The 23,767-nt window shown below is 66.5% G+C and carries 22 protein-coding genes and 1 pseudogene; 3 read left to right on the top strand and 20 right to left on the bottom strand.

Features of this window, described 5'->3' with window-relative positions; translation table 11 throughout:
- Nucleotides 1-59: 59 nt before the first annotated feature.
- Together A0O31_RS02715 and A0O31_RS02710 are read left to right on the top strand one after the other, a co-directional pair.
- Nucleotides 60-4,538: a glutamate synthase-related protein gene (locus tag A0O31_RS02715; RefSeq protein WP_071676574.1), complete on the top strand. Its 4,479-nt coding sequence runs from the start codon at nt 60-62 to the stop codon at nt 4,536-4,538.
- Nucleotides 4,539-4,629: 91 nt separating this feature from the next.
- Nucleotides 4,630-5,175 carry a protoglobin domain-containing protein gene (locus tag A0O31_RS02710; RefSeq protein WP_039456480.1) on the top strand — a complete coding sequence of 182 codons (546 nt, stop codon included), beginning with the start codon at nt 4,630-4,632 and terminating at the stop codon, nt 5,173-5,175.
- Here A0O31_RS02710 and dnaB read toward each other — a convergent pair.
- Nucleotides 5,172-6,527 (bottom strand): replicative DNA helicase, encoded by a 1,356-nt coding sequence (gene dnaB, locus A0O31_RS02705; protein WP_039456482.1) that lies wholly within the window; start codon nt 6,525-6,527, stop codon nt 5,172-5,174. The two genes, A0O31_RS02710 and dnaB, sit on opposite strands and share 4 nt — an antisense overlap.
- Nucleotides 6,528-6,634: 107 nt before the next feature.
- Here dnaB and A0O31_RS02700 point away from each other — a divergent pair, with 107 nt between their 5' ends.
- Entirely contained in the window at nt 6,635-8,248 is a 1,614-nt protein-coding gene (locus A0O31_RS02700) for a transglycosylase SLT domain-containing protein (protein ID WP_071676573.1), read from the top strand.
- On the opposite strand, the gene A0O31_RS02695 is transcribed toward A0O31_RS02700, so the two are convergent.
- From A0O31_RS02695 to dnaK, 19 genes and pseudogenes are all read right to left on the bottom strand, one after another.
- Nucleotides 8,238-9,401 (bottom strand): cation:proton antiporter, encoded by a 1,164-nt coding sequence (locus A0O31_RS02695; RefSeq protein WP_039456492.1) that lies wholly within the window; start codon nt 9,399-9,401, stop codon nt 8,238-8,240. The genes A0O31_RS02700 and A0O31_RS02695 overlap by 11 nt on opposite strands.
- Nucleotides 9,401-9,853 (bottom strand): CBS domain-containing protein, encoded by a 453-nt coding sequence (locus tag A0O31_RS02690; RefSeq protein WP_071676572.1) that lies wholly within the window; start codon nt 9,851-9,853, stop codon nt 9,401-9,403. Before A0O31_RS02690 ends, A0O31_RS02695 begins: the two co-directional genes overlap by 1 nt.
- Before the next feature lie 10 nt (nt 9,854-9,863).
- Nucleotides 9,864-10,496 (bottom strand): rhomboid family intramembrane serine protease, encoded by a 633-nt coding sequence (locus A0O31_RS02685; protein ID WP_071676571.1) that lies wholly within the window; start codon nt 10,494-10,496, stop codon nt 9,864-9,866.
- A 2-nt stretch (nt 10,497-10,498) separates the two neighbouring features.
- Nucleotides 10,499-11,335: an SDH family Clp fold serine proteinase gene (locus A0O31_RS02680; protein ID WP_071676570.1), complete on the bottom strand. Its 837-nt coding sequence runs from the start codon at nt 11,333-11,335 to the stop codon at nt 10,499-10,501.
- Nucleotides 11,336-11,385: 50 nt separating this feature from the next.
- Nucleotides 11,386-12,522 (bottom strand): cation:proton antiporter, encoded by a 1,137-nt coding sequence (locus A0O31_RS02675; protein ID WP_071676569.1) that lies wholly within the window; start codon nt 12,520-12,522, stop codon nt 11,386-11,388.
- Entirely contained in the window at nt 12,522-12,995 is a 474-nt protein-coding gene (locus A0O31_RS02670) for a cation:proton antiporter regulatory subunit (RefSeq protein ID WP_071676568.1), read from the bottom strand. Before A0O31_RS02670 ends, A0O31_RS02675 begins: the two co-directional genes overlap by 1 nt.
- Nucleotides 12,992-13,410 (bottom strand): annotated as a pseudogene (locus A0O31_RS02665) (phosphate-starvation-inducible PsiE family protein). Before A0O31_RS02665 ends, A0O31_RS02670 begins: the two are co-directional and overlap by 4 nt.
- A 1-nt stretch (nt 13,411) precedes the next feature.
- Complete coding sequence (locus A0O31_RS02660; protein WP_071676567.1) at nt 13,412-13,858, bottom strand: DUF1931 family protein; 447 nt, start codon at nt 13,856-13,858, stop codon at nt 13,412-13,414.
- A 93-nt stretch (nt 13,859-13,951) separates the two neighbouring features.
- Nucleotides 13,952-14,362: an Hsp20/alpha crystallin family protein gene (locus tag A0O31_RS02655; protein WP_071676566.1), complete on the bottom strand. Its 411-nt coding sequence runs from the start codon at nt 14,360-14,362 to the stop codon at nt 13,952-13,954.
- A gap of 12 nt (nt 14,363-14,374) precedes the next feature.
- On the bottom strand, nt 14,375-14,797 hold the full coding sequence (gene trxA / locus A0O31_RS02650) for a thioredoxin (protein ID WP_071676565.1): 423 nt from the start codon (nt 14,795-14,797) through the stop codon (nt 14,375-14,377).
- Nucleotides 14,797-15,483 carry a metallophosphoesterase gene (locus A0O31_RS02645; protein WP_071676564.1) on the bottom strand — a complete coding sequence of 229 codons (687 nt, stop codon included), beginning with the start codon at nt 15,481-15,483 and terminating at the stop codon, nt 14,797-14,799. Before A0O31_RS02645 ends, trxA begins: the two co-directional genes overlap by 1 nt.
- An 11-nt stretch (nt 15,484-15,494) precedes the next feature.
- The gene (locus A0O31_RS02640) at nt 15,495-15,911 is read right to left on the bottom strand and encodes an Hsp20/alpha crystallin family protein (RefSeq protein WP_071676563.1); all 417 of its coding nucleotides are present in this window, start codon (nt 15,909-15,911) and stop codon (nt 15,495-15,497) included.
- 14 nt (nt 15,912-15,925) lie between these two features.
- Nucleotides 15,926-17,110, bottom strand: coding sequence for a VLRF1 family aeRF1-type release factor (locus tag A0O31_RS02635; protein ID WP_071676562.1), 1,185 nt, complete (start codon nt 17,108-17,110; stop codon nt 15,926-15,928).
- Nucleotides 17,107-17,496 (bottom strand): ferritin family protein, encoded by a 390-nt coding sequence (locus A0O31_RS02630; protein WP_071676561.1) that lies wholly within the window; start codon nt 17,494-17,496, stop codon nt 17,107-17,109. The genes A0O31_RS02635 and A0O31_RS02630 overlap by 4 nt, the downstream gene beginning before the upstream one ends.
- 12 nt (nt 17,497-17,508) lie before the next feature.
- Complete coding sequence (gene clpB / locus A0O31_RS02625) at nt 17,509-20,073, bottom strand: ATP-dependent chaperone ClpB (RefSeq protein WP_071676560.1); 2,565 nt, start codon at nt 20,071-20,073, stop codon at nt 17,509-17,511.
- A 173-nt stretch (nt 20,074-20,246) separates the two neighbouring features.
- Nucleotides 20,247-20,483 (bottom strand): chaperone modulator CbpM, encoded by a 237-nt coding sequence (locus A0O31_RS02620; protein WP_071676559.1) that lies wholly within the window; start codon nt 20,481-20,483, stop codon nt 20,247-20,249.
- Entirely contained in the window at nt 20,470-21,297 is an 828-nt protein-coding gene (locus tag A0O31_RS02615) for a DnaJ C-terminal domain-containing protein (protein ID WP_071676558.1), read from the bottom strand. Before A0O31_RS02615 ends, A0O31_RS02620 begins: the two co-directional genes overlap by 14 nt.
- Nucleotides 21,298-21,300: 3 nt before the next feature.
- A complete protein-coding gene (gene gprE / locus A0O31_RS02610; RefSeq protein ID WP_071676557.1) occupies nt 21,301-21,834 on the bottom strand; it encodes a nucleotide exchange factor GrpE in 534 nt (177 codons plus the stop codon).
- A 58-nt stretch (nt 21,835-21,892) separates the two neighbouring features.
- Nucleotides 21,893-23,740 carry a molecular chaperone DnaK gene (dnaK, locus tag A0O31_RS02605; protein WP_071676556.1) on the bottom strand — a complete coding sequence of 616 codons (1,848 nt, stop codon included), beginning with the start codon at nt 23,738-23,740 and terminating at the stop codon, nt 21,893-21,895.
- Between the last annotated feature and the right edge of the window lie 27 nt (nt 23,741-23,767).

Raw genomic sequence — 23,767 nt, 5'->3', positions numbered from 1 at the left:
GGAACAACGTGCATATCTTTGCCTACACCGTTTCCCCAGCCTAAACGAAGGAGCCGAAGATGACCTGGAAGGAAGCTTACCCGGATATCCCCTTAGGCCAGGACGCCTGTGGCATCATCGCCATGGCGGAGAAGAGCGGCAAGCCCTCCCACCGCATCGTGCGGCGGACCTTGGAGAGCCTCTACCGCATGGCCCACCGGGCGGGGGCCATCCGAGGAGAAGGGGATGGCACGGGAATCCAAACCGACATCCCCCGGGAGCTTTGGGCCCGCTTCCTGGAGGAGGCGGGGCTAGAGCCCGAGCTGGCCTTCAACCCCCGCTTCTTCGTGGGCCACTTCTTCCTGCCCAAGGGGGAAGAGGCCCGGGTGGAGGAGTTTTTCGCCCTCCTCAGGCGGGAGGGGCAACGGCTTGGCGTGCGCCCCGTGCACTTCCGCCGGGGGGAGGTGGTGAGCGGGGTCTTGGGCCCCGTGGGGCGGCGCACCGAGCCCATCTTCCTCCAGGTGGCGGGGCTTAGCCCGGATGGGGACGGGCCTCTTTGGGAGCTAGGGCTTCGCCTCGAGGCCCTCTTCCCCGTGCACGTGGTTTCCCTTTCCACCCACAGCGTGGTCTACAAGGTGCGGGGGGCGGCGGAGCTTTTGAAGCGCTACTACCCCGAGCTTTCCCGCCCCGAGTTCAAGAGCACCATCGCCCTGGGGCACAACCGCTACTCCACCAACACCCTTTCCACCTTTGAACAGGTGCAGCCCTTTGGCCTCCTGGGCCACAACGGCGAAATCAACACCATTGAGCGCCTGAGGCGGGAGATGGACTACCTGGGCATCCCCCGCACCGGGGGCTCGGACTCCCAGGACCTGAACCGCATGCTGGAGGGGCTCATCTACCGCTACGGCCTCTCCCTGCCCGAGGCCATGGACCTGGTCTTCCCCCCGGTTCTGGGCGAGGTCAAGGCCCTGCCGGAGGATCTCCAGGACCTCTACCTGGCCCTAAGGCAACGCTTCGGTCCCTTGGCCCAGGGGCCCGCCGCCATCGTGAGCCGCCACCGGGACGAGGCGGTCTTCGCCACCGACGCCATGGGCCTAAGGCCCCTTTGGCAGTTTGAAACCCCCTACGAGATCGTCTTCTCCTCGGAGCGGGGGGTCTTCAACGCCGAGGAGTTCGTCACCGAGCCCAAGCCCCTGGCCCCGGGGGAGAAGGTCTACCTCCGCCTGACCCCGGAAGGGCCCAAGGTCCTGCCCTTTGACCGCCACCAGCGCCAGGTCTTGGAGAGGACCCTGGCCCGCACCCCGGTGCAGGGGTACCGGGTTCACCTGCAAGGGCCCATCCGCCAGGCGCCGCCCCCGGTGGCGGGGGGAAGCGGGGTGGAGGTGGAGGAAAAGCCCGCCCCGCCTCCCTTGGGCCTGGAAAGGGCCTTCGGCTGGGACCGCTGGGACGGGGCCTACCTGGAGGCCCTGGCCAAGACGGGCAACGAGCCCATCGGCTCCCTGGGCTACGATGGCCCCTTGGCTGCCCTAAACCCGGAGAAGCCCAACCTCTCGGAGTTCTTCAAGGAAACCGTGGCGGTGGTGACCAACCCCGCCATTGACCGGGAGCGGGAGATTGAGCACTTCTCCACCCGCACCCTCTTAGGCCGCCGCCCCTTGCCCGATGGAAGGGGTGGGGGGGAGGTGGTGGAGCTCCTCCTCCCCATCGTCCTGGAGTCCGACCCCGGTCTGGCGGAGGCCTTTGGCACCCTCACCCTGGCCGAGGTGCGCGCCCGCTTTAAGACCCGCACCCTGGTGCCCCAGTTCACCGTGGAGGAGGGGCTTCTCGCTGGGCTCAAGCGCCTGGAAGAGGAAGCGGTAAAGGCGGTGGAGGAGGGGGCCGAGGTCCTCATCCTCTCCGACCGGGAGGCCTTCCAGGGAGGCGTGTGGATTGACATCGGCTTGGCGGTGGCGGCGGTGAACCGGGCCCTCCTCAAGCGGGACGCCGAGGGGATCGCCTTAAGGCGGCGTACCTCCCTCCTCGTCCACTCCGGGGGTGTGCGCAACCTGCACGACGTGGCCTTCCTCCTGGGCCTGGGGGCGGAGGCGGTGGCGCCCTGGCTTTTGGAGGAAAAGGCCAGGGCCTTGGAGGGGCGCAAGGGGGTGGCGAACGCCCTCGAGGCCCTTCGCAAGGGCCTGGAGAAGGTCATCTCCACCATGGGCATCCACGAGCTCCGGGGGTATGGGAGGATCTTCAGCTCCATCGGGCTTAAGCCCGAGCTGGCGGAGTATTTTGGCACCCGGAACTTCCTGGGCTCGGAAGCCGCAGGCTACGGCTTTTTGGAATTGGAGCGCACCCTTTTGGAGCGGGAGGGCTTCCTGCGGGCGGAAAAGGTCCTGCCCGCCAAGGACTTCCGCTTTAACCCGAGGATTTACAAGGCCGCCCAGGAGGTGGCCTCGGGCCAGGCCCCCTACAGCCACTTCCAGGAAAAGGTGCACTCCTTGGAGCGGGAAAGCCCCGTGGCCGCCCGGCAGCTCTTGGAGGTGCGCTTCCCCGAAAGGAGCGACGTGGCCCCGGAGGAGGTGGACCTCTCCGTGGGGGGGCATTCCCTGCCCTTCCTCATCAGCGCCATGAGCTTCGGCTCCCAGGGGGAGGCCTCCTTCCGCGCTTACGTGGAGGCGGCCAAGCGCCTCAACATGCTCTGCATCAACGGGGAGGGTGGGGAGATCCCCGATATGCTCGGCAAGTACACCCACTGGCGGGGGCAGCAGGTGGCCTCGGGCCGCTTCGGCGTCCACGCCTACATGCTGAACTCCGCCAGCGTCATTGAGATCAAGATCGGCCAGGGGGCCAAGCCCGGGGAGGGCGGCCACCTGCCCGGCAAGAAGGTCTCCCCCAAGGTGGCGGCCGCCCGCAACGCCGTGCCCGGGGTGGACCTCATCAGCCCCTCCAACAACCACGACCTCTACTCCATTGAGGACCTGGCCCAGCTCATAGAGGAACTCAAGACGGTGAACCCCAAGGCCCTGGTTTCCGTAAAGGTGCCCGTGATTCCCGGCATCGGCACCATCGCCGTGGGCATCGCCAAGGCGGGGGCGGATGTCATCACCCTTTCCGGCTTTGAGGGGGGCACGGGGGCAGCAAGGCTCCACGCCCTCAAGTACGCCGGGCTTCCCGTGGAACTGGGGGTGCGCCGGGCCCACCGGGCCCTGGTGCGGGCGGGCTTGCGGGACAAGGTGGAGATCTGGGCCGACGGGGGGCTCAAGACCGCTTACGACGTGCTCCGGATGGTCCTCTTGGGGGCGGATAGGGTGGGCATGGCCACCATGGCCATGGTGGCCATCGGCTGCACCATCTGCCGCGGCTGCCAGCTGGACACCTGCCACGTGGGCATCACCACGCAGATAGAAACGGTGGAGGAGGCCTTGGCCCACGGCCTCAAGCGCTTCGTGCCCCAGGACCTGGAGCGGGCGGTGGAGCACCTTACCCGCTTCTTCGGGGCCATGGGCGAGGCCCTTAGGGAGTTGGTGGCGGCCTTGGGGGCCCGTTCCCTAAGGGAGCTTCGGGGGCGCTCGGACCTCCTCTACCAGCGGGACCACCTGGAGGAGTTGGACTTAAGTTACTTCTTCGCCCCCGTGGAGGAGCCCGAGTGGCTCAAGGACACCTCGGCCCACGTGCTCCGGAAGCCTCTGAACCAGCTTACCCGCACCATCACCGAGGTGGTCATGGGGGCCTACGCGGAAGGGGGGAGGCGGCTTTTGTTCCAGGAGGGGCCGGTGGACTCCACGGACCGGGCCTTGGGCGCCCATTTGGCCGGGGAGATCGCCCGCAGGCGGCTTTACGGCAAGGGCTTTGAGGCGGAGGTGGAGCTCCGCTTTGACGCCGGGAGCATCGCCGGGAACGGCCTTGCCGCCTTCAACGTGGACGGGATGAAGGTGGTGGTGGAGGGCGGGGCCCAAGACGGGGTGGCCAAGAGCGCCTTCGGCGGCACCGTGGCCGTTCTGAAAGGGCGCAACCCCTACGGGGCCTACGTGGACGGTTCCGTGGGCAAGAGCTTTGCCTACGGGGCCATCGGCGGCCTCCTCATCGTGGAGGGGGTGGCGGATAGCCGCTTCTGCATCCGGCTTTCCGGTGCGGACGTGATCCTGGGCGGGGAGCCCGAGCGCCCCCTCAGGGACGACCTCGGCAACCTGGCCGCCCGGGCGCAGGCCAAGGGCTTCGCCTTTGAGTACATGACCCGGGGCCGGGCCTTGGTCCTGGGGGACCCTGGGCCTTGGATCTGCTCGGGGATGACGGGGGGAAGGGTTTACCTGCGCCACTGGCCGGAAATGGGCCTCACCGAGGAGGCCATGAAGCGCCGGCTGGCCAAGGGGGCCAAGGTGGCGGTGAAGCCCTTGGACGCTCGGGGGGTGGAGGACGTACGGGAACTCCTTTCCGCCTACATCGCCGTCCTTCGGGAGGCCAAGCGGGAGGAGAAGGCGAACCGGTTGGCGAAGCTCTTGGAAGACCCGGCGACCCACTTCCGGATGGTGGAGCCCGTGAGCCAGCAGGTGGAGCAAGGGGTGAGCACGGAGTAGCGGGCCTCGCAAGCCTAGAAGGCCAGGCCCCCGGAACCCCGGGGGCCTCGCCTTATGGACAGGGGGGTCTCCAAAGAGGTACATTTGTCCCGTGCATCCTGGGGCGCTCTTGGACCTCCTGAAACGCCGCACCGGCTTTACCGAGGCCCACGCCCGGCTCCTCGCCGAGCTGGGCCGGGTGATGACCCCCATCGCCCCCGAGGTGGCCTTGGCCTTTTACGATTACCTGGGGCGGGACCCCGAGCTTTCGGAGATCCTCCATGCCGTGCCGGGGAGGGTGGAAAGGCTTTACGGCACCTTCGCCCGCTGGTATGGCGACCTCTTCTCGGGGGTGTATGACGGGGCCTATGCGGAAAGGCGTCGGCGCATCGGCCTGGTCCACGCCCGGCTGGGGATTGGCCCAAGGGCCATGATCCCTGCCATGGGCATCGTGCAGGAGCTTTCCCTGGAGCACCTGCGCACCGCCCTTAGGGGTCCCGAGGTTTTTAGCGCCGTGGAGGCCTTTGAGAAGATCATTGCCATAGAGATTGGGCTGATTGAGGAGAGCTACCTCGAGGCCCTCTCCCTGGGGCTTTCCCTGGGCTACCGGGACCTCAAGGAGGCCTTGTCCCAAGGGGCGGCGGCCCTGCTCTCCTAGGGCTCCTTGGCCAGGTCGTTGAAGCGGACGTGCTGGGCGTGGAACTGGAGCTCCACCGTGCCCGTGGGGCCGTTTCGCTGCTTGCCCACGATGATCTCCGCCACCCCCGCCTTCTCCGAGTGGGGGTTGTAGTACTCGTCCCGGTAGATGAACATCACCAGGTCGGCGTCCTGCTCAATGGAGCCCGACTCCCTGAGGTCCGAGAGCATGGGGCGCTTGTTGGGCCTGGCCTCCACCGCCCGGGAAAGCTGGCTTAGGGCGATCACGGGCACGTTGAGCTCCCGGGCCAGGGCCTTGAGCCCGCGGGAGATGGCGGCGATTTCCTGCTGGCGGTTTTCCCCCTGTTTGCCGCCCCCGGGCCCGGACATGAGCTGCAGATAGTCAATGATGAGCAGGCCCACCCCGTGCTGGCTCTTGAGCCGCCGGGCGCGGGCGCGGAGTTCCATAAGGGTCAGGTCGGGGGTGTCGTCAATGTAGATGGGGGCTTCGGAAAGGCGGCCCGCCACGTCCACCAGGCGGGAAAAATCCCGGTCGGAAAGCTGCCCGAGGCGCACCCGGTTCATGTCAATGCGGGCCTCGGAGCACATCATGCGCAGGGTGAGCTGGGCGGCGGGCATCTCCAGGGAGTAGATGCCCACCCCTACCCCCTCCTTCAGGGCGGCGTGTTGGGCGATGGTGAGGGCGAAGGCGGTTTTGCCCATGGCGGGGCGGGCGGCGATGATGTTTAGGGAGCCCGGGGAGAGGGTGCCGATGAGCTGGTCGAGCTCCTTGAAGCCCGTACGCACCCCCGCCACCTCCCCCTTGTTCTGGAAGAGGGCCTCAATGTGCTCAAAGGTTTCGTGGACGAGCTCCCGCATGGCCCGGGCCTCGGTGTCCGTCTGGGTGAGGGCCACCTCGAGGATCTTCTTCCCGGCGGTGTCCAAAATCTCGTCCAGGCTCCCCGCCTCCTCGTAGGCCAGGCGCATGGCCTCCCCCGCCGCCTGGATGAGCTTGCGCAAGGTCCACTTCTCCGCCACGATGCGGGCGTAGTGCTCGGCGTAGGCGGCGGTGGGGGTGGCCTCGGAAAGCTGGACCAGGTAGCTTAGCCCCCCCACCCCCTCCAGCTCGTTCCGGCGGGAGAGCTCCTCGGCCAAGGTGACCAGGTCCACGGGCTTCCCCTGTCCCCTTAGGGCCTGCATGGCGGTGTAGATCTTGCGGTGGGCCTCGGTGTAGAAGGCCTCGGGAGAGGGGAGAAGGCCTTCCAGTTCGTCCAGGACGTCCGAGTCCAGGAGGATGGCCCCGAGGACGCTCTGTTCGGCCTCGAGGCTATGGGGTGGAATACGCCCTTCGGGATAACCCGGCAACTGGCCCATAAGCCTTACCAGGCTACGCCCAACCCCCCGCAGGATGCCAGGGGGCTTTCCTTGGGGGAAGGATTGCCTCTTTTCCGCCTCTCAGGGGGGCGGGGTAGGGTAGGGGTGTGCGCTGGCTTATCCTCCTGTTCCTCCTCGGCGCCTGCCGGGCCCAGGGGCTTCCCCCGGACTACGCCCTCTTGGCGCGGGGGGGCGTGGCCGAGCTCCGGCAGGTGGCCCTAGCGGGGGAAGGGTATGCCCGGATGCTGGCCGGTTGGCGCCTGGTGGGGGAGGAAGCGGTGCCCTTGGCGGAGCGGGCGGAGTTCGCTTGGCGCTACGCCCTCTTTTTGGAGGGGGCGAGGGCCTTTGAGCCGGGCTGGGAGGCCAAGGCCGCCTGGCGGGTGGCGGCGCCTCTTCTGGAGGCCGCCCAGGACCCCAGGGCCTTTTCCGCTTGGGAGAGGCTTCTGCCCGAGGATGAGGCGGTGGCGGCCCTTTTGCGCCTTGGGGAGGGGGAGAGGCTTTGGGAAGCCCTTTTCCGGGGCCGGGCTTACGAGGCCCTCCTGGAGGTTCTCCCTCCCGGGACGAGGCGGGACCTTTGGGCCCAGGCCCTTTATCGCTTGGGCCGATACCGGGAGGCATTGCCCCATTACCGGGCTTGGGCGGAGGCGGAGCCCCGGGGGTTTTTGGGTCTGGGCTACGCCCTTTGGCGTCTTGGGCGGCGGGAGGAGGCCTTGGAGGCCTTTGCCCGTTACCCCCATCCCGAGGCCCGCTACGCCCAGGGAAGGGTTCTGGAGGAGATGGGCCGGGTGGAGGAGGCCTTGGCCCTTTATCGGGAAAGCACCCCCGAGGGCCTTTGGCGGGCCACGGCCCTCCTGGAACGGCTTGGGCGCAAAGGAGAAGCCCTTCCCCTCTACCTAGAGCTTGCCCGCACGGAAAGCCCTTACGCCGACGACGCCGCCTTGCGGGCCCATTTCCTTGCGGGAACGCTGGGCGAAATAGGGGCACAGGAGACGGCCTTGGCCCTTCTGCAAGGGGGCTTGGGGCTCCTACTGGGCAAGCGCCCAGGCCCGCCCCCTTCTCCACCCCCTTCGCCCCCCCTGGCGGAGGCCTTGCGGGTGGAGGCCCTCCTTCAGGGGGGCCAGGAGGCCTGGGCCCGGGGGGAGGCGCGCTACCTCCTTTGGCGACGGCCCGAGGCCTGGCCCGGGCTCGTCCCCCTCTTCTACCGCCTGGGGATGTACCGGGAGGGAATCCGCGCCGCCTGGCCCACCGCCTTGGCCTACCCCCGGGCGTACCGGGCCTGGGTGGAGGGCTACGCCCAGGGGGAGGGCCTGGACCCGAACCTTCTTTTCGCCCTCCTCCACGTGGAAAGCCGCTTTGACCCCCGGGCGGTGAGCCCCACGGGGGCCTTGGGCCTGGCCCAGTTTTTAAGGAGCACCTGGGCCGACGTGGCCCGGATGCTTGGGGAACCCCCCGCCGACCCCTTTGACCCGGAAAGCGCCATCCGCTACGCCGCCCGCTACCTGCGCTGGCTTATGGAACGTTGCCAGGCCTTGGGGCTAGAGGGGGTGGAGCGGCTCGCCTGCGCCGTCACCGCCTACAACGGGGGTATCGGCTACACCTCCCGGGGCATCGCCCGGGAGGGAAGCCTTTGGGCTTTCCTCCGCTTCCAGGAACGGGACGAGCCCCGGGAGTACGTGAGCAAGGTCCTTTCCGCCTATGCCGCCTACCAGGCTATTCCTTAGCCTGGCGAAGCCCCCGCTCGGTCCAAGCGATCAGGGGCTTCAGGGCGAAGGGGGCGAAGAGGGTGGTGAAGACCACCATGAAGAGGACGATGGCGTACTCCTCCTCGTTCACCGCCCCCGCCGCCAAGCCCAAGGCGGCCACGATGAGGCCCACCTCCCCCCGGGGGGCCATGCCTACCCCCACGGTGAGGGCGCTCCGCACCCCCTGGGTGAGGGCTCCCAGGAACCCCCCCAGGACCTTGCCCAGGATGGCGATGACCGTGACCACGCTTCCCGCCACCAAAACGGCGGGGGAAAAGAGGGCGGAAAGCTCCAACCGCACCCCCACCATGGCGAAGAAGATGGGGGCGAGGAAGCTTTCCACGGCGAAGATGGGCTCCTCCAGGCGGTACTTCTCCCGAAGCTCGGAAAGGAGCATCCCCCCCAGGAAGGCCCCCACGATGGGGGCCAGGCCAATGGTGGCGGCCAGGGCAGCCATGCCTACCCCGAGGGCCAGGGCGAAGCCCAGGGGGCTTCCCACCGGCAGGCGCTCCAGGGGAAGCCGGACGAAGAGGGTGGAGAGGAGGACGGCTGCCCCCACGAAGAGGATGGAGAGGAGGATGAGTTCCAGGATAGCCCCTGTCTCCACCTGCCCGGTCCGGGCCACCCCGTTCACCACCGCTAAGACGATGAGGCCCAAGACATCGTCGATCACCGCTGCCCCCAGGATGATGCGGGCGTAGGGGCGGGAGAGCACCCCAAGCTCCTGGAGCACGCGGGCGGTGATGCCCACGCTGGTGGCCACCAAGGCGGTGCCCAGGAAGAGGGAGGGGAGGGTGGCGAAGCCGATTTGGAGCCCGAAAAGGTAGCCCCCCACAAAGGGAAAGGCCACGCCCAAGACGGCCACCAGGAAGGCTTCCTTGCCCACGGCGAGGATATCCCGTAGCCGGGTTTCCAGGCCCACCATGAAGAGGAGGAAGATGGCCCCAAGCTCGGCCAAGAACTCCAGGATCTCCCCCTCGTGCACCAGGCCCAAGAGGGAGGGGCCCACCAATACGCCCGCCAGCACCTCCCCGATGACCACGGGCTGGTTGAGCCGCCGAAAGAGGAAGGCCATGACCTGGGCGGCCAGGAGGAGGTAGAAGACTTCCAGAAGGTGCCCTGCCCCGTGCATCAGCCCCTCCTGAGGAAAAGCTTGAGGAAGTCGCTCCGGGTGAGGATGCCCACCACCTTGTTCTCCCGGTCCACCACGGGGAGGTGGCGTACCTCGGTGGAGAGGAGGACCTCTAGGGCCTTGCCGGCGGGGTCCTCTGGGTGAACCCGGGGGATGTCCGTGCGCATGACCGCCTTTACCGGGGTTTTTTGGTAGCGGCGGTAGATCTCTTCCAGGAAGCCTTCGTCCACCCACTCCCCAAAGAGCTGCAACGCCTCCACGTCGGAGAAGGGGATGTTTTCGGGCCGGGGTAGGAGTTCCTCCACCTGGAGAAGCCCCAGGAGGTGTCCCTCCCGGTCCACCACCGGTAGGCTCCCGTAGCGCTTTTCTAGGATGCGCCGGGCGGCCTCCTCGAGGGTGGCCTCGGGCCCGAGGGTATCCGGGCTTGGGGTCATGAGCTCGGCTACCTTCATGGGCCCGAGTTTACCAGCGCCGCCACCGCCGGGCCAAGCGGGGGGCCAGGAAGACCCCGTAAAGGAAGCCCCCCAGGTGGGCCCACCAGGCGACCCCGGGGAGGCCCAAAAGCCCTTGGAGGAGCTGGAGAAAGGCCCAGTATCCCAGGTAAATCCCCGCGGGGAAGGTGACGAAAAGGGGAAAGAGGAAGAAGACCAGGGAAACCACGTAGGCCCTGGGGAAGAGCACGTAGTAAGCCCCGAGCACCGCCGAAACGGCCCCGCTCGCCCCGATCATGGGAACGGGGGAGAAGGGGGTGAAAAGCCCCTGGGCCAGGGCGGCGGCCACCCCGCCCAGGAGGTAGAAGAGGAGGAAGCGCCCGTGGCCCATACGGTCCTCCACGTTGTCCCCGAAGACCCAGAGGAACCACATATTGGAAATTATGTGAAAAAAGCTCCCATGGAGGAACATGCTGGTGAGGAGGCGGTACCCTTCCCCCACGGGGTCGGCGAAGAAGCGGGCGGGGATGAAGCCTAGGGCGTAGGCGCTCTCCTCTAAGCCCACGGAGAGCTGCCAAAGGAAGGCCAGGGCGTTGGCCAGGACCAGGCCCTTGACCACCAGGGCGGGTCTGCGGGCGTGGTTCAGGTCGTAAAGGGGGAACAAGCTTAGGGCCTCCCGACTTTGGGCTCCTGGCGGTAGGGGAGGGGCACGTACTGGACGCTGGGCTTGCCGCCCTGGGCTTGGGGGTAGAGGTCCATGAGCTCGTAGACCTCCAGGGGCATGTCCGTGGAGACGTTGAGCCCCAAGGCCCTGGCCTGGGCCACGTCAATGGGGTAGTCGTGGGTCCAGGTGCCTTGGGAGAGGATGTGGGCCACCTCCTCCGCCTTCTCCTCGGGCATGTGCTTGAGGAGGAGGTTCTTCACCGTGGCCTTCACCTGCTTGAGGGCCTTTTCCGCCACGTCCGCCAGGATGAGGGTCTGGTCGTCAACCTCCGAGATGGGCTTCTTCTCTAGGACCTTGAGGATGCTCGCCGCCGGGTACTGGCCCAGCTGGGGGTCCACGGGGCCCAGCACCGCGTTTTCATCCATGACGATCTCGTCGGCGGCCAAAGCGATGAGGGTGCCCCCCGACATGGCGTAGTGGGGCACGAAGACGGTCACCTTGGCCGGGTGGCGTAAAAGGGCCTCGGCGATCTGCTCCGCCGCCAGGACCAGGCCTCCTGGGGTGTGGAGGATGAGGTCAATGGGCATGTTCTTGTCCGTGAGGCGGATGGCCCGGAGGACCTGCTCGGAATCGTCAATGTTGATGAAGCGGCTTATGGGAATGCCCAGGAAGCTCACCGCCTCCTGGCGGTGGATGAGGGTGATGACCCGGCTACCCCGCTTCCTCTCCAGCTCGGCGATTTTGCGGGCCCTAGCCCCCAAAAGCATCTGCTGCTGGAAGTAGGGAGAGAGGGCGGAAAGGATGAAAAAGAGCCAGAAGAGCTGGAAAAAGATGTCCATACTTACCTCCAGGATGGAGTCTACTACGACGTAGCCGGTGGGCGAAGCCCTTAGGCCCTCGAGGACCCCACCCGCCTAGGCCTTGGGGCCCTAGGGTAAAGGCGCTCGCCCAGCTCGGGGGCGTAGCGGATGAGAAGGGCCCCCAAGGGGATGGAGAGGAGGACCAAAAGCACCGCCACCTGGGCCACCAAAGGGTACCCCTGGGCCAAGGCCAGGCTTCCCAGGACCAGGTTGAACTCGCCCCGGGGCACCAGGTAGAGGGCGCTATAGAGCCGCCGCTTGCGGCCAAGCCCGGCCTGGCCCCCGCCCAGGTGGTTAAGGGGGAGCTTGAGGAAAAGGCCCAGGACCACGAGCCCCACCGCCAAGGGGCTCAGGCCCTTGAGGAGCTTTAGGGCCTCGGCTCCCACCACCAGGAAGAAAAGGGCCACCCCTAGGTCCCGCACGGGGCCAAAGAGGTGCTCAAGCCGTGCCCTCAGGCCGAGTCCGGCGGCGATCACCCCGGAGAGGAAGGCCCCCACGCCCTCGGAAGCTCCCACGGCGTGGAAGAGGAGGGCGGTACCGGCAGTGAAGGCGGCGCCCAGGAGGAGGACGAGCTCATCGGAAAGCCCTTCCATAAACCGGACAAGCCTCGGGCCCAAGTAACGGGCGAATAGGAGGTAGAGGGCGGCCAGGGCGATCCCGCCCAGGAAGCCTCCCGCCCCGTGCCCGCCCAAGAGGGCGAGGAGGAGGGCCACCACCAGGTCCTCCAGCACCAAGACCCCCAGGACCACCTCGCTTTCCGGGTTGGCGGCCCGGCGCAGGTCAATGATGAGCTTGACGATGACGGCGCTGGAGCTTACGTAGAGGACCCCCGCCAAAAGGGCAGCCCCCCGCAGGTCAAGCCCGGCGAGGAGGCCCAGGAGGAAGCCCAGGGGCAGGGCCAAGGCATCGTACAGCCCAGCCCGGGTGGCCTTGCCGGAAAGCTCCTTTAGGCGGTCTGGGCCAAACTCTAGGCCCACGGAGAAGAGGAGGAGCAAAAGCCCCAAGGAAGGCAGGGGTTCTAGCTCCTCCACGGGAAGCCCTTCCCCTACCGCAAGCCCCGTGAGGAGGTAAACGGGAAGGGGAGGGAAGCCGAAGCGGTGCACCAGGGCTGCCCCCAGGGCCAGAAGCCCTGCGGCTAGGGCGAAGGCCTCCACCGAGGGGTGCATCAGAGGCTCCTCTTCAGGGCTTCCACCGCCTCGCGGCTTCCCGCCACCACCAGGGTGTCCCCCACCTCCAACACCACTTCAGGGCCCGGGTTGGGGATTAGAGGGGCCCCGGGCCGGTCCACGGCCAGGAGGTGGGCCCCGGGAGGCAAGGGAAGCTCCCCTACCGTGCGGCCCGCAAGCCTCGAGCCGGGGAGGACCTTGATCCACTCAATGACCTTGGCCCCCAGCTTGCTCTGGGTGTCCCCCACCGCCTCGGGGTGGAAAAGAACCCCGGCCAGGATAGCCCCAACCTCCCGGGCCTCCTCGTCGGTGAGGTCCAGGGTGGCCTGGGGCTCGTCCTCCTCTCCCGCCTCAAAGTACTGGAGTTCCCGCTTGCCCGAGTGGTGGACCACGATGACGAGCCGGTCCCCACTCCCCACGGTGATGGTAAACTTCCGGCCCACGCCGGGCAAAACCACTTCCTCTACCTTCATTCTGCCCTCCTTGGGGGAAACCGCACAGCCAGGGTGCGCCCCGCCACCAGGGCGAGGATCCCTAGGCTCCAGAAGAAGAGGTCTAGCCCCCCACCTTCTCCGCAAACAGCAGGAGAAGGAGTTCCCGTAGGGCTAGGGCCACGCCGATTTCCAGGAGGACCTCGAGGCGCACCCGCTCAAACTCAAAATATTCCACAAAAACCCGGACCAGCTCCAGAACGATAATAAGGCTTAGGACGTTGGTAACGAGTTCCTTCAGGCCCAAGCGCACCGTGGGCTCGCTCAGGGTGAGGCCGAGTTCCAGGAAGGTGCGCCCTACCCCCACAAAAAGGCCCACCAAGAGGGCCACCACCACCAGGTTGAAGACCAGGCGGGTGGCCCTCCGGTAAAGGGCGAGGAGGGCGTCTTGGCTCATGTTAGAGAAGGAGGTTGAAGACCCGTTCGGCCCTTTCGTGATGGGAGGTTTGGGGGTTCTTGAGGGCCGGGTCCAGCTCCTTGAGCACCCGGGCGTAGGCCACCACCAAGGCCCCGGCGAGCTCGGGGAGGAGGTTCTGCACGTCCTCCGAAACCGCCAGGTCCAAAGGCGGCAAGGCGGACAAGGCGTCTAGGACAGGCTTAAGCTCCAGCTGGGTGTCCATTTGGCGGAACTCTTTAAGGGTTTCCTGGAGGCCCTTGGTCACGGGCAGGTCGGGCTCGAGGACGATGTCCCGTCCGTTGTACCTAGCGTTCCGCTCGGCCACCACCAGGAGGTCGTAGAGCTTGTTCCTGAGGAAGTCGGAAAGCCGCTTGAGGTCGTTTTTGTCCACGTCTAAGCCTGCGGCCAGGCGGAAAAGCCTCTCAAACTCTGCTACCTTCATCAGCATACCTATCCCCCCATCTGCAATGCTAAAGAATTGAGTATCTCATTGTCAAGATGCTTGATACTTGAGGGCCCCGCTACCGGGGCGGGGCCCCCTTTAGGCCTCCTTCACCGGGATCCTCACCGGGGGTTCGGCGGGGCGCTTTTCCCGCGGAATCCTTACCTCCAGGACCCCTTTGCGCAGGTGGGCTTCAAGGCCCTCTTTCTTGGCGTCCTTGGGCAGGAGGTAGGCGCGGTAAATCTTCCCGTAGACGATTTCCGAAAGGTGCTTGGTGCGCTTTTCCTCCCGCTTTTCGCCCTCCACCACCAGCTGATCCCCTTCCAGGCGCACCTCCAGGTTCTCCGGGCCGAGCCCAGGCACTTCCACCCGGAGGAGGTAGTGGTCCTCGTGCTCCTCCAGCTCGGAGAGGGGTTCTAGGACCTCGGCTTCCCCAAAGGCCCTTTCCAGGGCCTCTTCAAAGGCTTTGCGCACCCGATTTCTGCCGAAGGGCCAAAGCTTCTCCAACATCTTCCACCTCCTTCAGGCCACGTAGGGCCTAAGGCGCTCCTCCAAAACCCGCTTCGGGCTTGCCCCCACCCAGGTGGCCACCGGGTGGCCCCGCTGGAAGAGGACCAGGGTGGGGATGCTCATCACCCCATAGCGGGCGGCAAGCCCCGGGTTCTCGTCCGTGTTGACCTTTACCACCTTGAGCTTGCCCGCGTACTCCTGGGCCAGGGCTTCCAACACCGGGGCCACCATCCGGCAGGGCCCGCACCAGGGCGCCCAGAAGTCCACCAGCACCAAGGGCGCCCCCGCCACCTCTTCCTGGAAGCTTTTCTCGTCCGCCTCCACGATCCAGGGCAGGGGGGCTTTGCAGGCCCCGCAGACGGGCACCTGGCCGGGCGGGGGCGTCCTGAGCCGGTTCTTGGCGCCGCAGTTGGGGCAGACCACCACCTTGTCCATTAGCGCACGTTGCCCGTTTCCAGCTTGCGGGCGCGGAGGTCTAGGAGGCTGTACTCCCCTTCGGAGAGGTCTCCGGGGACTACCACCCAGCTTGCCCCCAGCATCTCGTGCTTCTGGCCCCTACCGGCCACGATGACGAGGAGGGGGTTATGGGTCTTGATGAGGTGGGCCACCTCGTGGGAGCCCGCCTCGCCCAAGCCCTTGTGGTAGGGGGCGGTGTGGAAGAGGAAGATGCGGGGGTAGTCCTTAAGCTCCCAAAGGGCCTTCAGGTGGTACTCCGCCACCCAGGCGGGGTAGCGCAAGGCCTCGTGCTCCTCGGGCTCCCCATCCTCGGTGATGGTCCCGCCCACCCCCGCCACCAGGTAGGGGCCCTTCCAGAAGGTGAAGGTTTCGTGGACGCTCCGCATTTCCGGGCGTACGAGCTCAATGTTGGCCGCCTCCCGCAGGTATTCCCAGATGGGGGCATCCTCCGGGCCCGGGATGTAGGCGGTGGGGAGGTGCGCCTCGGACAGGATGCGGAAGAAGGCGGCGTAGTCGCGGCTTTTGGCCGTCTTGGGCATGAGGTTGCCGATGACGGCGATGGCGTCCGCCCCCGTGTCCGGGGCCACCTTGACGAACTTCTCCAGGGCCTCGAGGTCGCCCATGGGGTTAGAGGTGGCCAGGATGTACCTTACCGTGCGCCGCATACCTCACCTCCCTACTCCACCTGGACCTGGATCTTCTTGGGCTTGGTGGCCTCCGCTTTGGGCACGAGGAGGTGCAGGACCCCGTGGCGGAACCGGGCCTGCACCCGGGAGAGATCGTAGGTGCTGGGCACATTGAAGCTCCGGGCGAAGGTGCCGTAGGGGCCCTCCAGCCGGTGGTACGCCACGCCCTCTTGCTTTTCCAAGGGCCGCTCCGCCTTCACGGAGAGGACGCCCTCTTCCGCCACCACCTCCACCCGCCCGGGGTCCACCCCGGGGAGGTAGACGAGGAGGTGGAGGCCCTCCCCGTCCTCCATCACGTCCACCGGCGGGGCGTAGACCCTGGGGCCCTGCTGGGCCGGGGGAACGAAGGCCCGCGCCAACCTTTCCTGCAGCTCCTCCAGTTCCCTAAAGGGATCAAACCGGATCATTTCCCATCACCTCCTTACCACCTCAAGAGCGCAGCCATACCGCCACGCTCTAGAAGCCTTTGCTCGGCCTCGCCACGCACGAACTCCAGCTTGGTAGCGTAGCCTGTGGCGAGCTCGGGCAGCACCACGGCCAAGGGCTTGCTCTCTGAGTGCCCGCAGAAGGCCAGGGCCTTGGCCTCCTCGGCGAAGTAAAGGCCATCGCAGGCGTAGACCCCCTGGTCCAGGGTCCAGGGTAGGACCCAGAGCTCCACCCGCCCCTCCTGGACCCTCTCTAGCACCTCGGGGCCAAAGACCGCCTTGGGATAGGCTTCTTCTAGGCTCTTGAGGAGTTCCACCTCCTTGGCCCGTTCAATGGCGGAAAGTTCCGGCTCCAGGCGCTTGAGGACCTGGCCGGGGGTGGCCCCGGGGTGGGGAAGGGAGGGGAGGAGGCCCGCCACCTTCTCCTTCAGCCGCCTGGGCAGGTAGCCCAAGAAAAGCTTGGTGTGCTCCTCGGGGCCCATGAGGAGGAGGCGGGTGAAGCCCCTGGCCTCCACGAGCTTTTCCAGCTCATGGGCCAGGGCCTTGTAAAACCGCTCCTCCCAGGCCTCCAGGCGCTTGGCGAAAAGGTCCTGCCCGGCCCCACCCCGGGCGATGCCCCCTAGGTTGAAGCGGCGGCCCGGGGCGTCCAGGCTGAGGCGGCGCCAGGCCTCGGTGTCCAGGGCCAGGAAGGCGTCCTGGACCTCCTCAATTTCTCCCAGGAAGACCTCAAAGACCCGCCAGCGTTCCTGGTCCACGTAGACCACCCCGTAGCGCTCGTACTCGTCCAGGGCGTAGACCAAGGGGAGGAGGAAGGGAGGGCCGTAGTGGGCCAAGGCCCCGTCGGTGAGGAGGCGGCTTTCCTTTTCCTCCTGGAAGTGCGCCTTGACCGCACTCACCAGGGGGAGTTCCACTTGCAGGAGAAGGACCTCAAAGAGGTCTTCCCCGGCGAAGAAGACGGCGGTCTTGGCTTCCAGGACCTGGTTCTTTAGGACTTCCAGCACCTTCTCCGCCAGGTCCTCGGGGACTTTAAGGGCCTTCATGGCGTCCTTGGCCCTCAGGGCGTAGGCCCTGGAGGCGTTTTCCGGCTTGGCCGGGTTCACGTCCAGGTACAGGGAGAGCACGGGACCTTCCGCCTTGCCGATGGCCTCGCGTAGTCGTTTGACCTCTTCCTTGCTGATCATAGGGTACCTCCGATAAGCGCCACCGCTTTCCGGACCGCTTCTTGGTTGAGTCTTTCCTCCTGGCCGAGACGGGTGAAGAGGGTTTCCAGCTCGGGGTCGGGGAAGGTGCTCTCCAGGTAGTAGGCCCGGTCAAACCCCTCCTCGGAGAGGAGGCGGAGCATGGCTTCCCAACCCTCCTCCCCGGCCTTGGGGGCGGGGGGCAGGGAGGCCCCCCGCTTCCTCAGGGCTTCGGCCAGGGCTTCGGCGTGGGCCCGCTCCCGGGAGGCCACCTCCTGGAGGAGGGCCCGGATGTGGGGGTAAGGGACGCCTTCCGCCGCCCGCTCGGCCCTTAGGGCGTCCAGGAGCTCGTCCTGGTAAGCCCGCCGCAAAACCTCCAACACGTCCATGCCTTCCCTCCTTTAAGCCTCTACCCGGGTGGCAGTGTGGAACACCAGGCCCTCGGGCGCGGCGTCCACCACCACCCGGTCCCCCTCCTTCACCTCTCCCGCCAGGATCTTCTTGGCCAAGGGGGTTTCCAGCTCCCGCTGGATCACGCGCTTCAGGGGCCTGGCGCCGAAGACGGGGTCGTAACCCCTTTGGGCCAAGAAGTCCTTGGCCGCCTCGGTGAGCTCCAGGGTGATGCGCTTCTCCGCAAGCCGGGCCCTGAGGTTCCCCAGCTGGATCTCCACGATGGCCCGGATTTGCTCTTGCGAAAGGGGCCGGAAGACCACGATCTCGTCCAGGCGGTTCAGGAACTCGGGGCGGAAGTGCTTCTGCAAGACCCCGAAGACCTCTTCCCGGATCCTCTCGTAGGGCAGGCCCTTCTGGATGCCCTCGAGGATAAGGGGGCTGCCCAGGTTGGAGGTGAGGATGATGACCGTGTTGCGGAAGTCCACGGTGCGCCCGTGGCTGTCCGTGAGGCGGCCATCGTCCAGGATTTGCAGGAGGATGTTGAAGACGTCGGGGTGGGCCTTCTCAATCTCGTCAAAGAGGATGACGGTGTAGGGCCTGCGCCGCACTGCCTCGGTGAGCTGGCCCCCCTCCTCGTAGCCCACGTACCCCGGCGGGGCCCCGATGAGGCGGCTTACGGCGTGCTTTTCCATGTACTCCGTCATGTCTATGCGCACCATGGCTTCCTCGGTGTCAAAGAGGGTGGCGGCCAGGGTCTTGGCGAGCTCCGTCTTGCCCACCCCCGTGGGGCCCAGGAAGAGGAAGCTCCCGATGGGGCGGTTGGGGTCCTTGAGGCCGGCCCGGGCGCGGCGGATGGCGTCGGCCACGGCCCTTATGGCCTCCTCCTGCCCCACCACCCGCTTGTGGAGCTCCTCCTCAAGCCGGAGGAGTTTTTCCCGCTCGCCCTCCAAGAGCTTGGCCACGGGGATGCCGGTCCACCGGGAGACGATCTCGGCGATGTCCTCCTCCGTCACCTCCAAGCGCACGAACCTGGCGCCCCGGAGCTTCTCGGAAAGTGCCTCCACCTCGGCCTCGAGGCGGGGCAACTCCCCGTAGCGGAGCTCTGCCGCCCGGTTCAGGTCGTACTGCCTTTCCGCAAGCTCTATCTGCCGCCGCACCTCGTCCAGGCGCTGCTGCGCTTCGCGGAGCTTCTTCAGGATTTCCCGCTCCGCCTCCCACTCCGCCCGGAGCTTTTCTATCTCCTTGGTGAGCTCGGCGATCTCCGCCTCAATGGCCTTGAGGCGCTCCAGGGAGTCGGGGTCCTTCTCCTTTTTCAGGGCCTCTCTTTCTATCTCCAACTGGAGCTTTTTCCGCTCCAGGGCGTCTATCTCCTCAGGGGCGCTTTCCAAGGCCATGCGGAGCCTTGCCGCCGCCTCGTCAATGAGGTCAATGGCCTTGTCCGGGAGGCGCCTTTCCGTGATGTAGCGGTGGGAGAGGACCGCCGCCGCCACGATGGCGGGGTCGGAGATGCGCACCCCGTGGTGCACCTCGTACTTCTCCTTGATGCCCCGGAGGATGGAGATGGTGTCTTCCACGCTGGGCTCGTCCACGTAAACGGGTTGGAAGCGCCGCTCCAGGGCGGGGTCCTTCTCAATCTCCCGGTACTCGTCCAGGGTGGTGGCCCCAATGAGCCTGAGCTCTCCCCGGGCCAAGGCGGGTTTGAGCATGTTCCCGGCGTCCACGGCGCCCTCCGCCTTGCCCGCCCCCACCACGGTGTGGAGCTCGTCAATGAAGAGGATGATCTCCCCTTGGGACTGCACCACCTCCTGGATCACCGCCTTCAGGCGCTCCTCAAACTCGCCCCGGTACTTGGCCCCCGCCAGGAGGGAGCCCATCTGCAAGGAGATGAGGCGCTTGCCCTTGAGGCCTTCGGGCACGTCCCCCTTGACGATGCGCTGGGCTAACCCCTCCACGATGGCGGTCTTCCCCACGCCGGGCTCGCCGATGAGGACGGGGTTGTTTTTGGTCCGCCGAAGGAGGATCTGGATGACCCGCCGGATCTCCTCGTCCCGGCCGATCACGGGGTCCAGCTTCCCCTCGGCGGCCATTTGGGTTAAGTCAATGCCGTACTGTTCCAGGGCGTTGTAGGTGCTTTCCGCATGTTCCGTCTGCACGGTCTTACCTCCTCTGAGTTCTTGTAAGGCTTTTTTCAGGGGCTCTAGGCCCGGAAGCCCGGGGGTGGCCTCGCCCAAGGCCAGGACCAGGGTGTCCAGGGCCACGAAGCGGTCCTTGAGCTCCGCCATCAGGGCCTCGGCCCGGTTGAAGGCGCCGGAGAGGCGGCTCGTGAGGTACTGCCCTCCTTCCGCCCCTTCCACCTTGGGTAGCCGGGCGAGCTCCCTTTCCTGGAGCTCTTTGAGGGCCTTGGGGTCGGCCCCCGCCCGTTCCAGGAGGCGCCAAGCCAGGCCCTTGGGGTCTTTGAGGAGAACCACCCAAAGGTGGGGCAGGTCAATGGCCTGGTGTTTCATCTCCCGGGCCAGGACCTGCGCCTGGGCCAGGGCTTCGCGGGCAGCTTGCGTCCAGCGTTCCAGGTTCATGCCCCTTACCTCCTGCTAATCCAAGCATATCACTTGATATTGAAGATGTCAACTTAATTGAGACAATAGGCCGCATTAGCGAGAAGGCAAGCTGGACGCCAGAGCATTGGGAGGAAGGGAGCGCCTTATAAGGAGTTTAACAGGGAAGGGGAGGTAAGGATGTCCCGGCGGGCTTACCGCTTTTCCAGAATCTCCACCACCAAGGCGGCCCCGATGAGGTTGGCCCCGAGGTCCTTGCGGATGCGCTCGGCCTTGGCCATGCGCAGAAGGTCCTCTTGGCGGAAGTACCAGGTGTCCCCCACCACCAAAGGCTCCACGAAGCCGATCTCCACGTAGGCCTGCACGGCGCTTAGGGCAAGGCCGTACTCGGCCAAGGCGTCCAGGGAAAGCCACCCGCTACGCACGAGCATAGTACGCCTCCGCTAGCTTTTTCCAAAGAGCTTCTTCCTCTGGGGTAAGGCGCTCGGGAATGGTGAGGCGCACCTCCAGGTAGAGGTCCCCCCGGCCCGAAGGGCCCGGGAAGCCCTTGCCCCTTAGCCGTAGCTTCCGGCCCGCCTGGGTCCTTGGGGGGATGGTGACCTCCACGGGGCCTTCCAGGGTCTGGGCCCGCACCTTACCCCCCACCACGGCGATGGGGGCGGGCACGTCCAGGGTGGCGTAGAGGTCTTGGCCCTCGAGGCGGAAGTGGGGGTGGGGAAGAAGGCGCACGTGAAGCAGGAGGTCCCCCGGAGGCTCTCCAGGGCCGCCCATCCCCGGGACCCGGAGCACGGCCCCGTCCTGCACCCCGGGGGGGATGCGCACGGAAACCCGGCGCCCACCCACCTCCAAGACCCTCTCCCCGCCGTGAAAGGCCTCTTCCAAGGTCAGGGGAAGCTCGGCCCGCACGTCCCGGCCCCGCCTGCGGCCCCTACGGCCGAAGAGCCCCCCACCGAAGAGTTCTTGGAAGAAATCGGAGAAGTCCTCCACGTCAAAGCCCGAGAAATCGTATCCGCCAGGAGGTGGGGGTGGGGGGGCTTGGGTGGTGCCGTAGGTATCGTAAAGCTTGCGCTTTTCGGGGTCGGACAGGACGGCGTAGGCCTCGTTGATCTCCTTGAACTTCTCCTCCGCCTCGGGGCTTTTGTTGACGTCGGGGTGGTACTGTCGGGCCAGGCGCTTGTAGGCCCTTTTGATCTCCTCCTGCGTGGCGTTTCTGGGGACGCCCAAAATGGCGTAGTAGTCCTTCATGGCTTACTCCAGGCCCTCTTCCTCCGGGCTTTTCTCCTCCCCCACCGCCACCCGGGCCGGGCGTACCAGGGCCTCCCCTAGGCGGAAGCCCCGCTGGAAGACCCGGGCTACCTTGCCCGGCTCCCCGGGCAGGAGGCCAATGGCCTCGTGGTACCGGGGGTCAAAGCGCTCGCCTTCCCCAGGTACTTCCTCCACGCCAAGCCCGGCCAGGATACGGAAGAAGCCTTCCCGCACGGCCTTCACCCCTTGGAGGATGCTTTCCGGCCTGGCCTCGGCGAACTCCAGAGCCCTTTCCAGATCGTCCAGGATGGGGAGGAGCGCCCGTACCGCCTTCAAAACCCCTTCCCGCTCCCGAAGCCTAAGCTCCTCCTCCGTGCGCTTGCGGTAATTGTCAAAGTCGGCGAGGAGGCGGAGGTACTGGTCCTTGAAGCGCTTAAGCTCCTCCTCCGCCGCTTGGAGGCGGCTTTCCAAAGCTTCCGCCTCCTTCTCCATCGCCTGGAGGTCTTGCTCTAGAGTATTTTCCTTCCGCTCTTCCATTATGCCTCCCGGGGTAGGGGGCCCCGCCCATACGGGGCGGGGCCTAGCGGCTTTCCCCTTATTCGGCCGGCTTGTAATCGGCGTCAATCACGTCGTCCGGGCCCTTGCCGCTTGCCGCCGTGGCCCCCTTCTCGTAGGCCTCCACCGCCTTCAAGAGCTCCTCGGTGGCCGCCTTGAGCTCGGGGTCGGGAGCGTCCCGCTCCACCAGTTCCTTGGCCTTTTGGATGGCCGCCTCGAGGCGGGCCTTGGCCTCGGGGGTGCCTTGCTTCTCGGAAAGGACCCGTTCCGCCTGGATGCGGGCGGAGTCCAGGGTGTTCTTGAGCTCGGCGTGCTCCTTGCGCCGCCGGTCCTCCTCGGCGTGGCGCTTAGCCTCCTCAATCATGCGCTGGATCTCCTCTTCGGAGAGGGTGGTGGTGTTCTGGATGGTGATGGAGGCCTCCTTGCCCGTGGACTTCTCCCTGGCGGTCACGTGGAGGATGCCGTTGGCGTCAATGTCAAAGCAGACCTCAATCTGCGGCACCCCGGCGGGCATGGGGGGGATGCCCTCCAGGCGGAAACGGCCTAGGCTCTTGTTGTCGGCCGCCATGGGGCGCTCGCCCTGGAGGACGTGGATCTCCACGGCGGTCTGGTTGTGCTCCGCCGTGGTGAAGATCTCGCACTTGCGGGTGGGGATGGTGGTGTTCCGGGGGATGAGGACGGTCATCACCCCGCCCTTGGTCTCCACGCCCAAGGAGAGGGGGGTGACGTCCAGGAGGACCACGTCCCGCACCTCGCCCATGAGCACGCCCGCCTGGATGGCGGCCCCCATGGCCACCACCTCGTCGGGGTTCACGGAGCGGTTGGGTTCCTTGCCCAAGAGCTCCTTCACCACCCGCTGCACCGCGGGCACCCGGGTGGCCCCGCCCACCAGGATCACCTCGTCAATCTGGTTGGGGGAAAGGCCGGCGTCCTTCAGGGCTTGCTCCACGGGGCCCCGGAGGCGCTTCAGGAGGGGTTCAATGAGCTCCTCAAACTTAGCCCGGGTGAGCTTCTTCTCCAGGTGCAGCGGGGTTTTGCTGGCGGGGTCCAGGGCGATGAAGGGGAGGCTGAGGGTGGTTTCCGTCATGCTGGAAAGCTCTATCTTGGCCTTTTCCGCCGCCTCAATGAGGCGCTGCAAGGCCTGGCGGTCCGCCCGCAGGTCCACCCCGTACTCCTTCTTGAACTCCTCCGCCACCCAGTTGACGATGGCGTGGTCCATGTCGCTCCCGCCCAGGTGGGTGTCCCCGGAGGTGGCCTTCACCTCAAAGACGCCCTCGCCGATCTCCAGGATGGTGACGTCAAAGGTGCCGCCCCCCAGGTCAAAGACGAGGACCGTTTCGTTGCCCTTCTTGTCCAGGCCGTAGGCCAGGGCGGCGGCGGTGGGCTCGTTGATGATGCGCAGGACCTCGAGCCCAGCGATGCGCCCGGCGTTGGCCGTGGCCTCCCGCTGGGCGTTGTTGAAGTAGGCGGGCACGGTGATCACCGCCTTGGTGATCCTCTCCCCAAGCTTCTTGGAGGCGTCCTCCACCAGCTTGCGGAGGATCATGGCGCTGATCTCCTCGGGGGTGTAGAGCTTGCCCTTCACCTCCACCCGCACGCCGCCATCGGGCCCCGGGACCACCTTGTAGGGGACCCGCTTGGCCTCCTCCTGCACCTCCTCCCAGCGGCGGCCGATGAAGCGCTTGATCTCAAAGATCGTCCCCTCGGGGTTCAGGACCGCCTGGCGCTTGGCCATGCGGCCCACCAAGGTTTCCCCGTCCCGGAAGGCCACCACGCTGGGGGTTACCCGTTCGCCTTCGGCGTTTTCCAGCACCACGGGCTTGCCGCCTTCCATCACGGCGATGACGCTGTTGGTGGTGCCGAGGTCAATGCCCACTGCCTTAGCCATAGCTCACCTCTCAGCCTCAAGCATAAG

This window comes from Thermus brockianus, from assembly GCF_001880325.1.
Taxonomy (GTDB): Bacteria; Deinococcota; Deinococci; order Deinococcales; family Thermaceae; genus Thermus; species Thermus brockianus.
Note: the sequence above shows the minus strand (reverse complement) of the source record. Positions and strands in the feature narration are given on the sequence as shown.

What these genes read in the sequence shown, in the direction of transcription:
- A0O31_RS02715 (WP_071676574.1), top strand. Translation starts at nt 60, where the DNA reads ATGACCTGGAAGGAAGCTTACCCGGATATCCCCTTAGGCCAGGACGCC.
- dnaB (WP_039456482.1), bottom strand. Translation starts at nt 6,527, where the DNA reads ATGGGCCAGTTGCCGGGTTATCCCGAAGGGCGTATTCCACCCCATAGC.
- A0O31_RS02695 (WP_039456492.1), bottom strand. Translation starts at nt 9,401, where the DNA reads ATGCACGGGGCAGGGCACCTTCTGGAAGTCTTCTACCTCCTCCTGGCC.
- A0O31_RS02690 (WP_071676572.1), bottom strand. Translation starts at nt 9,853, where the DNA reads ATGAAGGTAGCCGAGCTCATGACCCCAAGCCCGGATACCCTCGGGCCC.
- A0O31_RS02680 (WP_071676570.1), bottom strand. Translation starts at nt 11,335, where the DNA reads ATGGACATCTTTTTCCAGCTCTTCTGGCTCTTTTTCATCCTTTCCGCC.
- A0O31_RS02675 (WP_071676569.1), bottom strand. Translation starts at nt 12,522, where the DNA reads ATGCACCCCTCGGTGGAGGCCTTCGCCCTAGCCGCAGGGCTTCTGGCC.
- A0O31_RS02670 (WP_071676568.1), bottom strand. Translation starts at nt 12,995, where the DNA reads ATGAAGGTAGAGGAAGTGGTTTTGCCCGGCGTGGGCCGGAAGTTTACC.
- A0O31_RS02660 (WP_071676567.1), bottom strand. Translation starts at nt 13,858, where the DNA reads ATGCTGATGAAGGTAGCAGAGTTTGAGAGGCTTTTCCGCCTGGCCGCA.
- A0O31_RS02655 (WP_071676566.1), bottom strand. Translation starts at nt 14,362, where the DNA reads ATGTTGGAGAAGCTTTGGCCCTTCGGCAGAAATCGGGTGCGCAAAGCC.
- trxA (WP_071676565.1), bottom strand. Translation starts at nt 14,797, where the DNA reads ATGGACAAGGTGGTGGTCTGCCCCAACTGCGGCGCCAAGAACCGGCTC.
- A0O31_RS02645 (WP_071676564.1), bottom strand. Translation starts at nt 15,483, where the DNA reads ATGCGGCGCACGGTAAGGTACATCCTGGCCACCTCTAACCCCATGGGC.
- A0O31_RS02640 (WP_071676563.1), bottom strand. Translation starts at nt 15,911, where the DNA reads ATGATCCGGTTTGATCCCTTTAGGGAACTGGAGGAGCTGCAGGAAAGG.
- A0O31_RS02635 (WP_071676562.1), bottom strand. Translation starts at nt 17,110, where the DNA reads ATGATCAGCAAGGAAGAGGTCAAACGACTACGCGAGGCCATCGGCAAG.
- A0O31_RS02630 (WP_071676561.1), bottom strand. Translation starts at nt 17,496, where the DNA reads ATGGACGTGTTGGAGGTTTTGCGGCGGGCTTACCAGGACGAGCTCCTG.
- clpB (WP_071676560.1), bottom strand. Translation starts at nt 20,073, where the DNA reads ATGAACCTGGAACGCTGGACGCAAGCTGCCCGCGAAGCCCTGGCCCAG.
- A0O31_RS02620 (WP_071676559.1), bottom strand. Translation starts at nt 20,483, where the DNA reads ATGCTCGTGCGTAGCGGGTGGCTTTCCCTGGACGCCTTGGCCGAGTAC.
- A0O31_RS02615 (WP_071676558.1), bottom strand. Translation starts at nt 21,297, where the DNA reads ATGAAGGACTACTACGCCATTTTGGGCGTCCCCAGAAACGCCACGCAG.
- gprE (WP_071676557.1), bottom strand. Translation starts at nt 21,834, where the DNA reads ATGGAAGAGCGGAAGGAAAATACTCTAGAGCAAGACCTCCAGGCGATG.
- dnaK (WP_071676556.1), bottom strand. Translation starts at nt 23,740, where the DNA reads ATGGCTAAGGCAGTGGGCATTGACCTCGGCACCACCAACAGCGTCATC.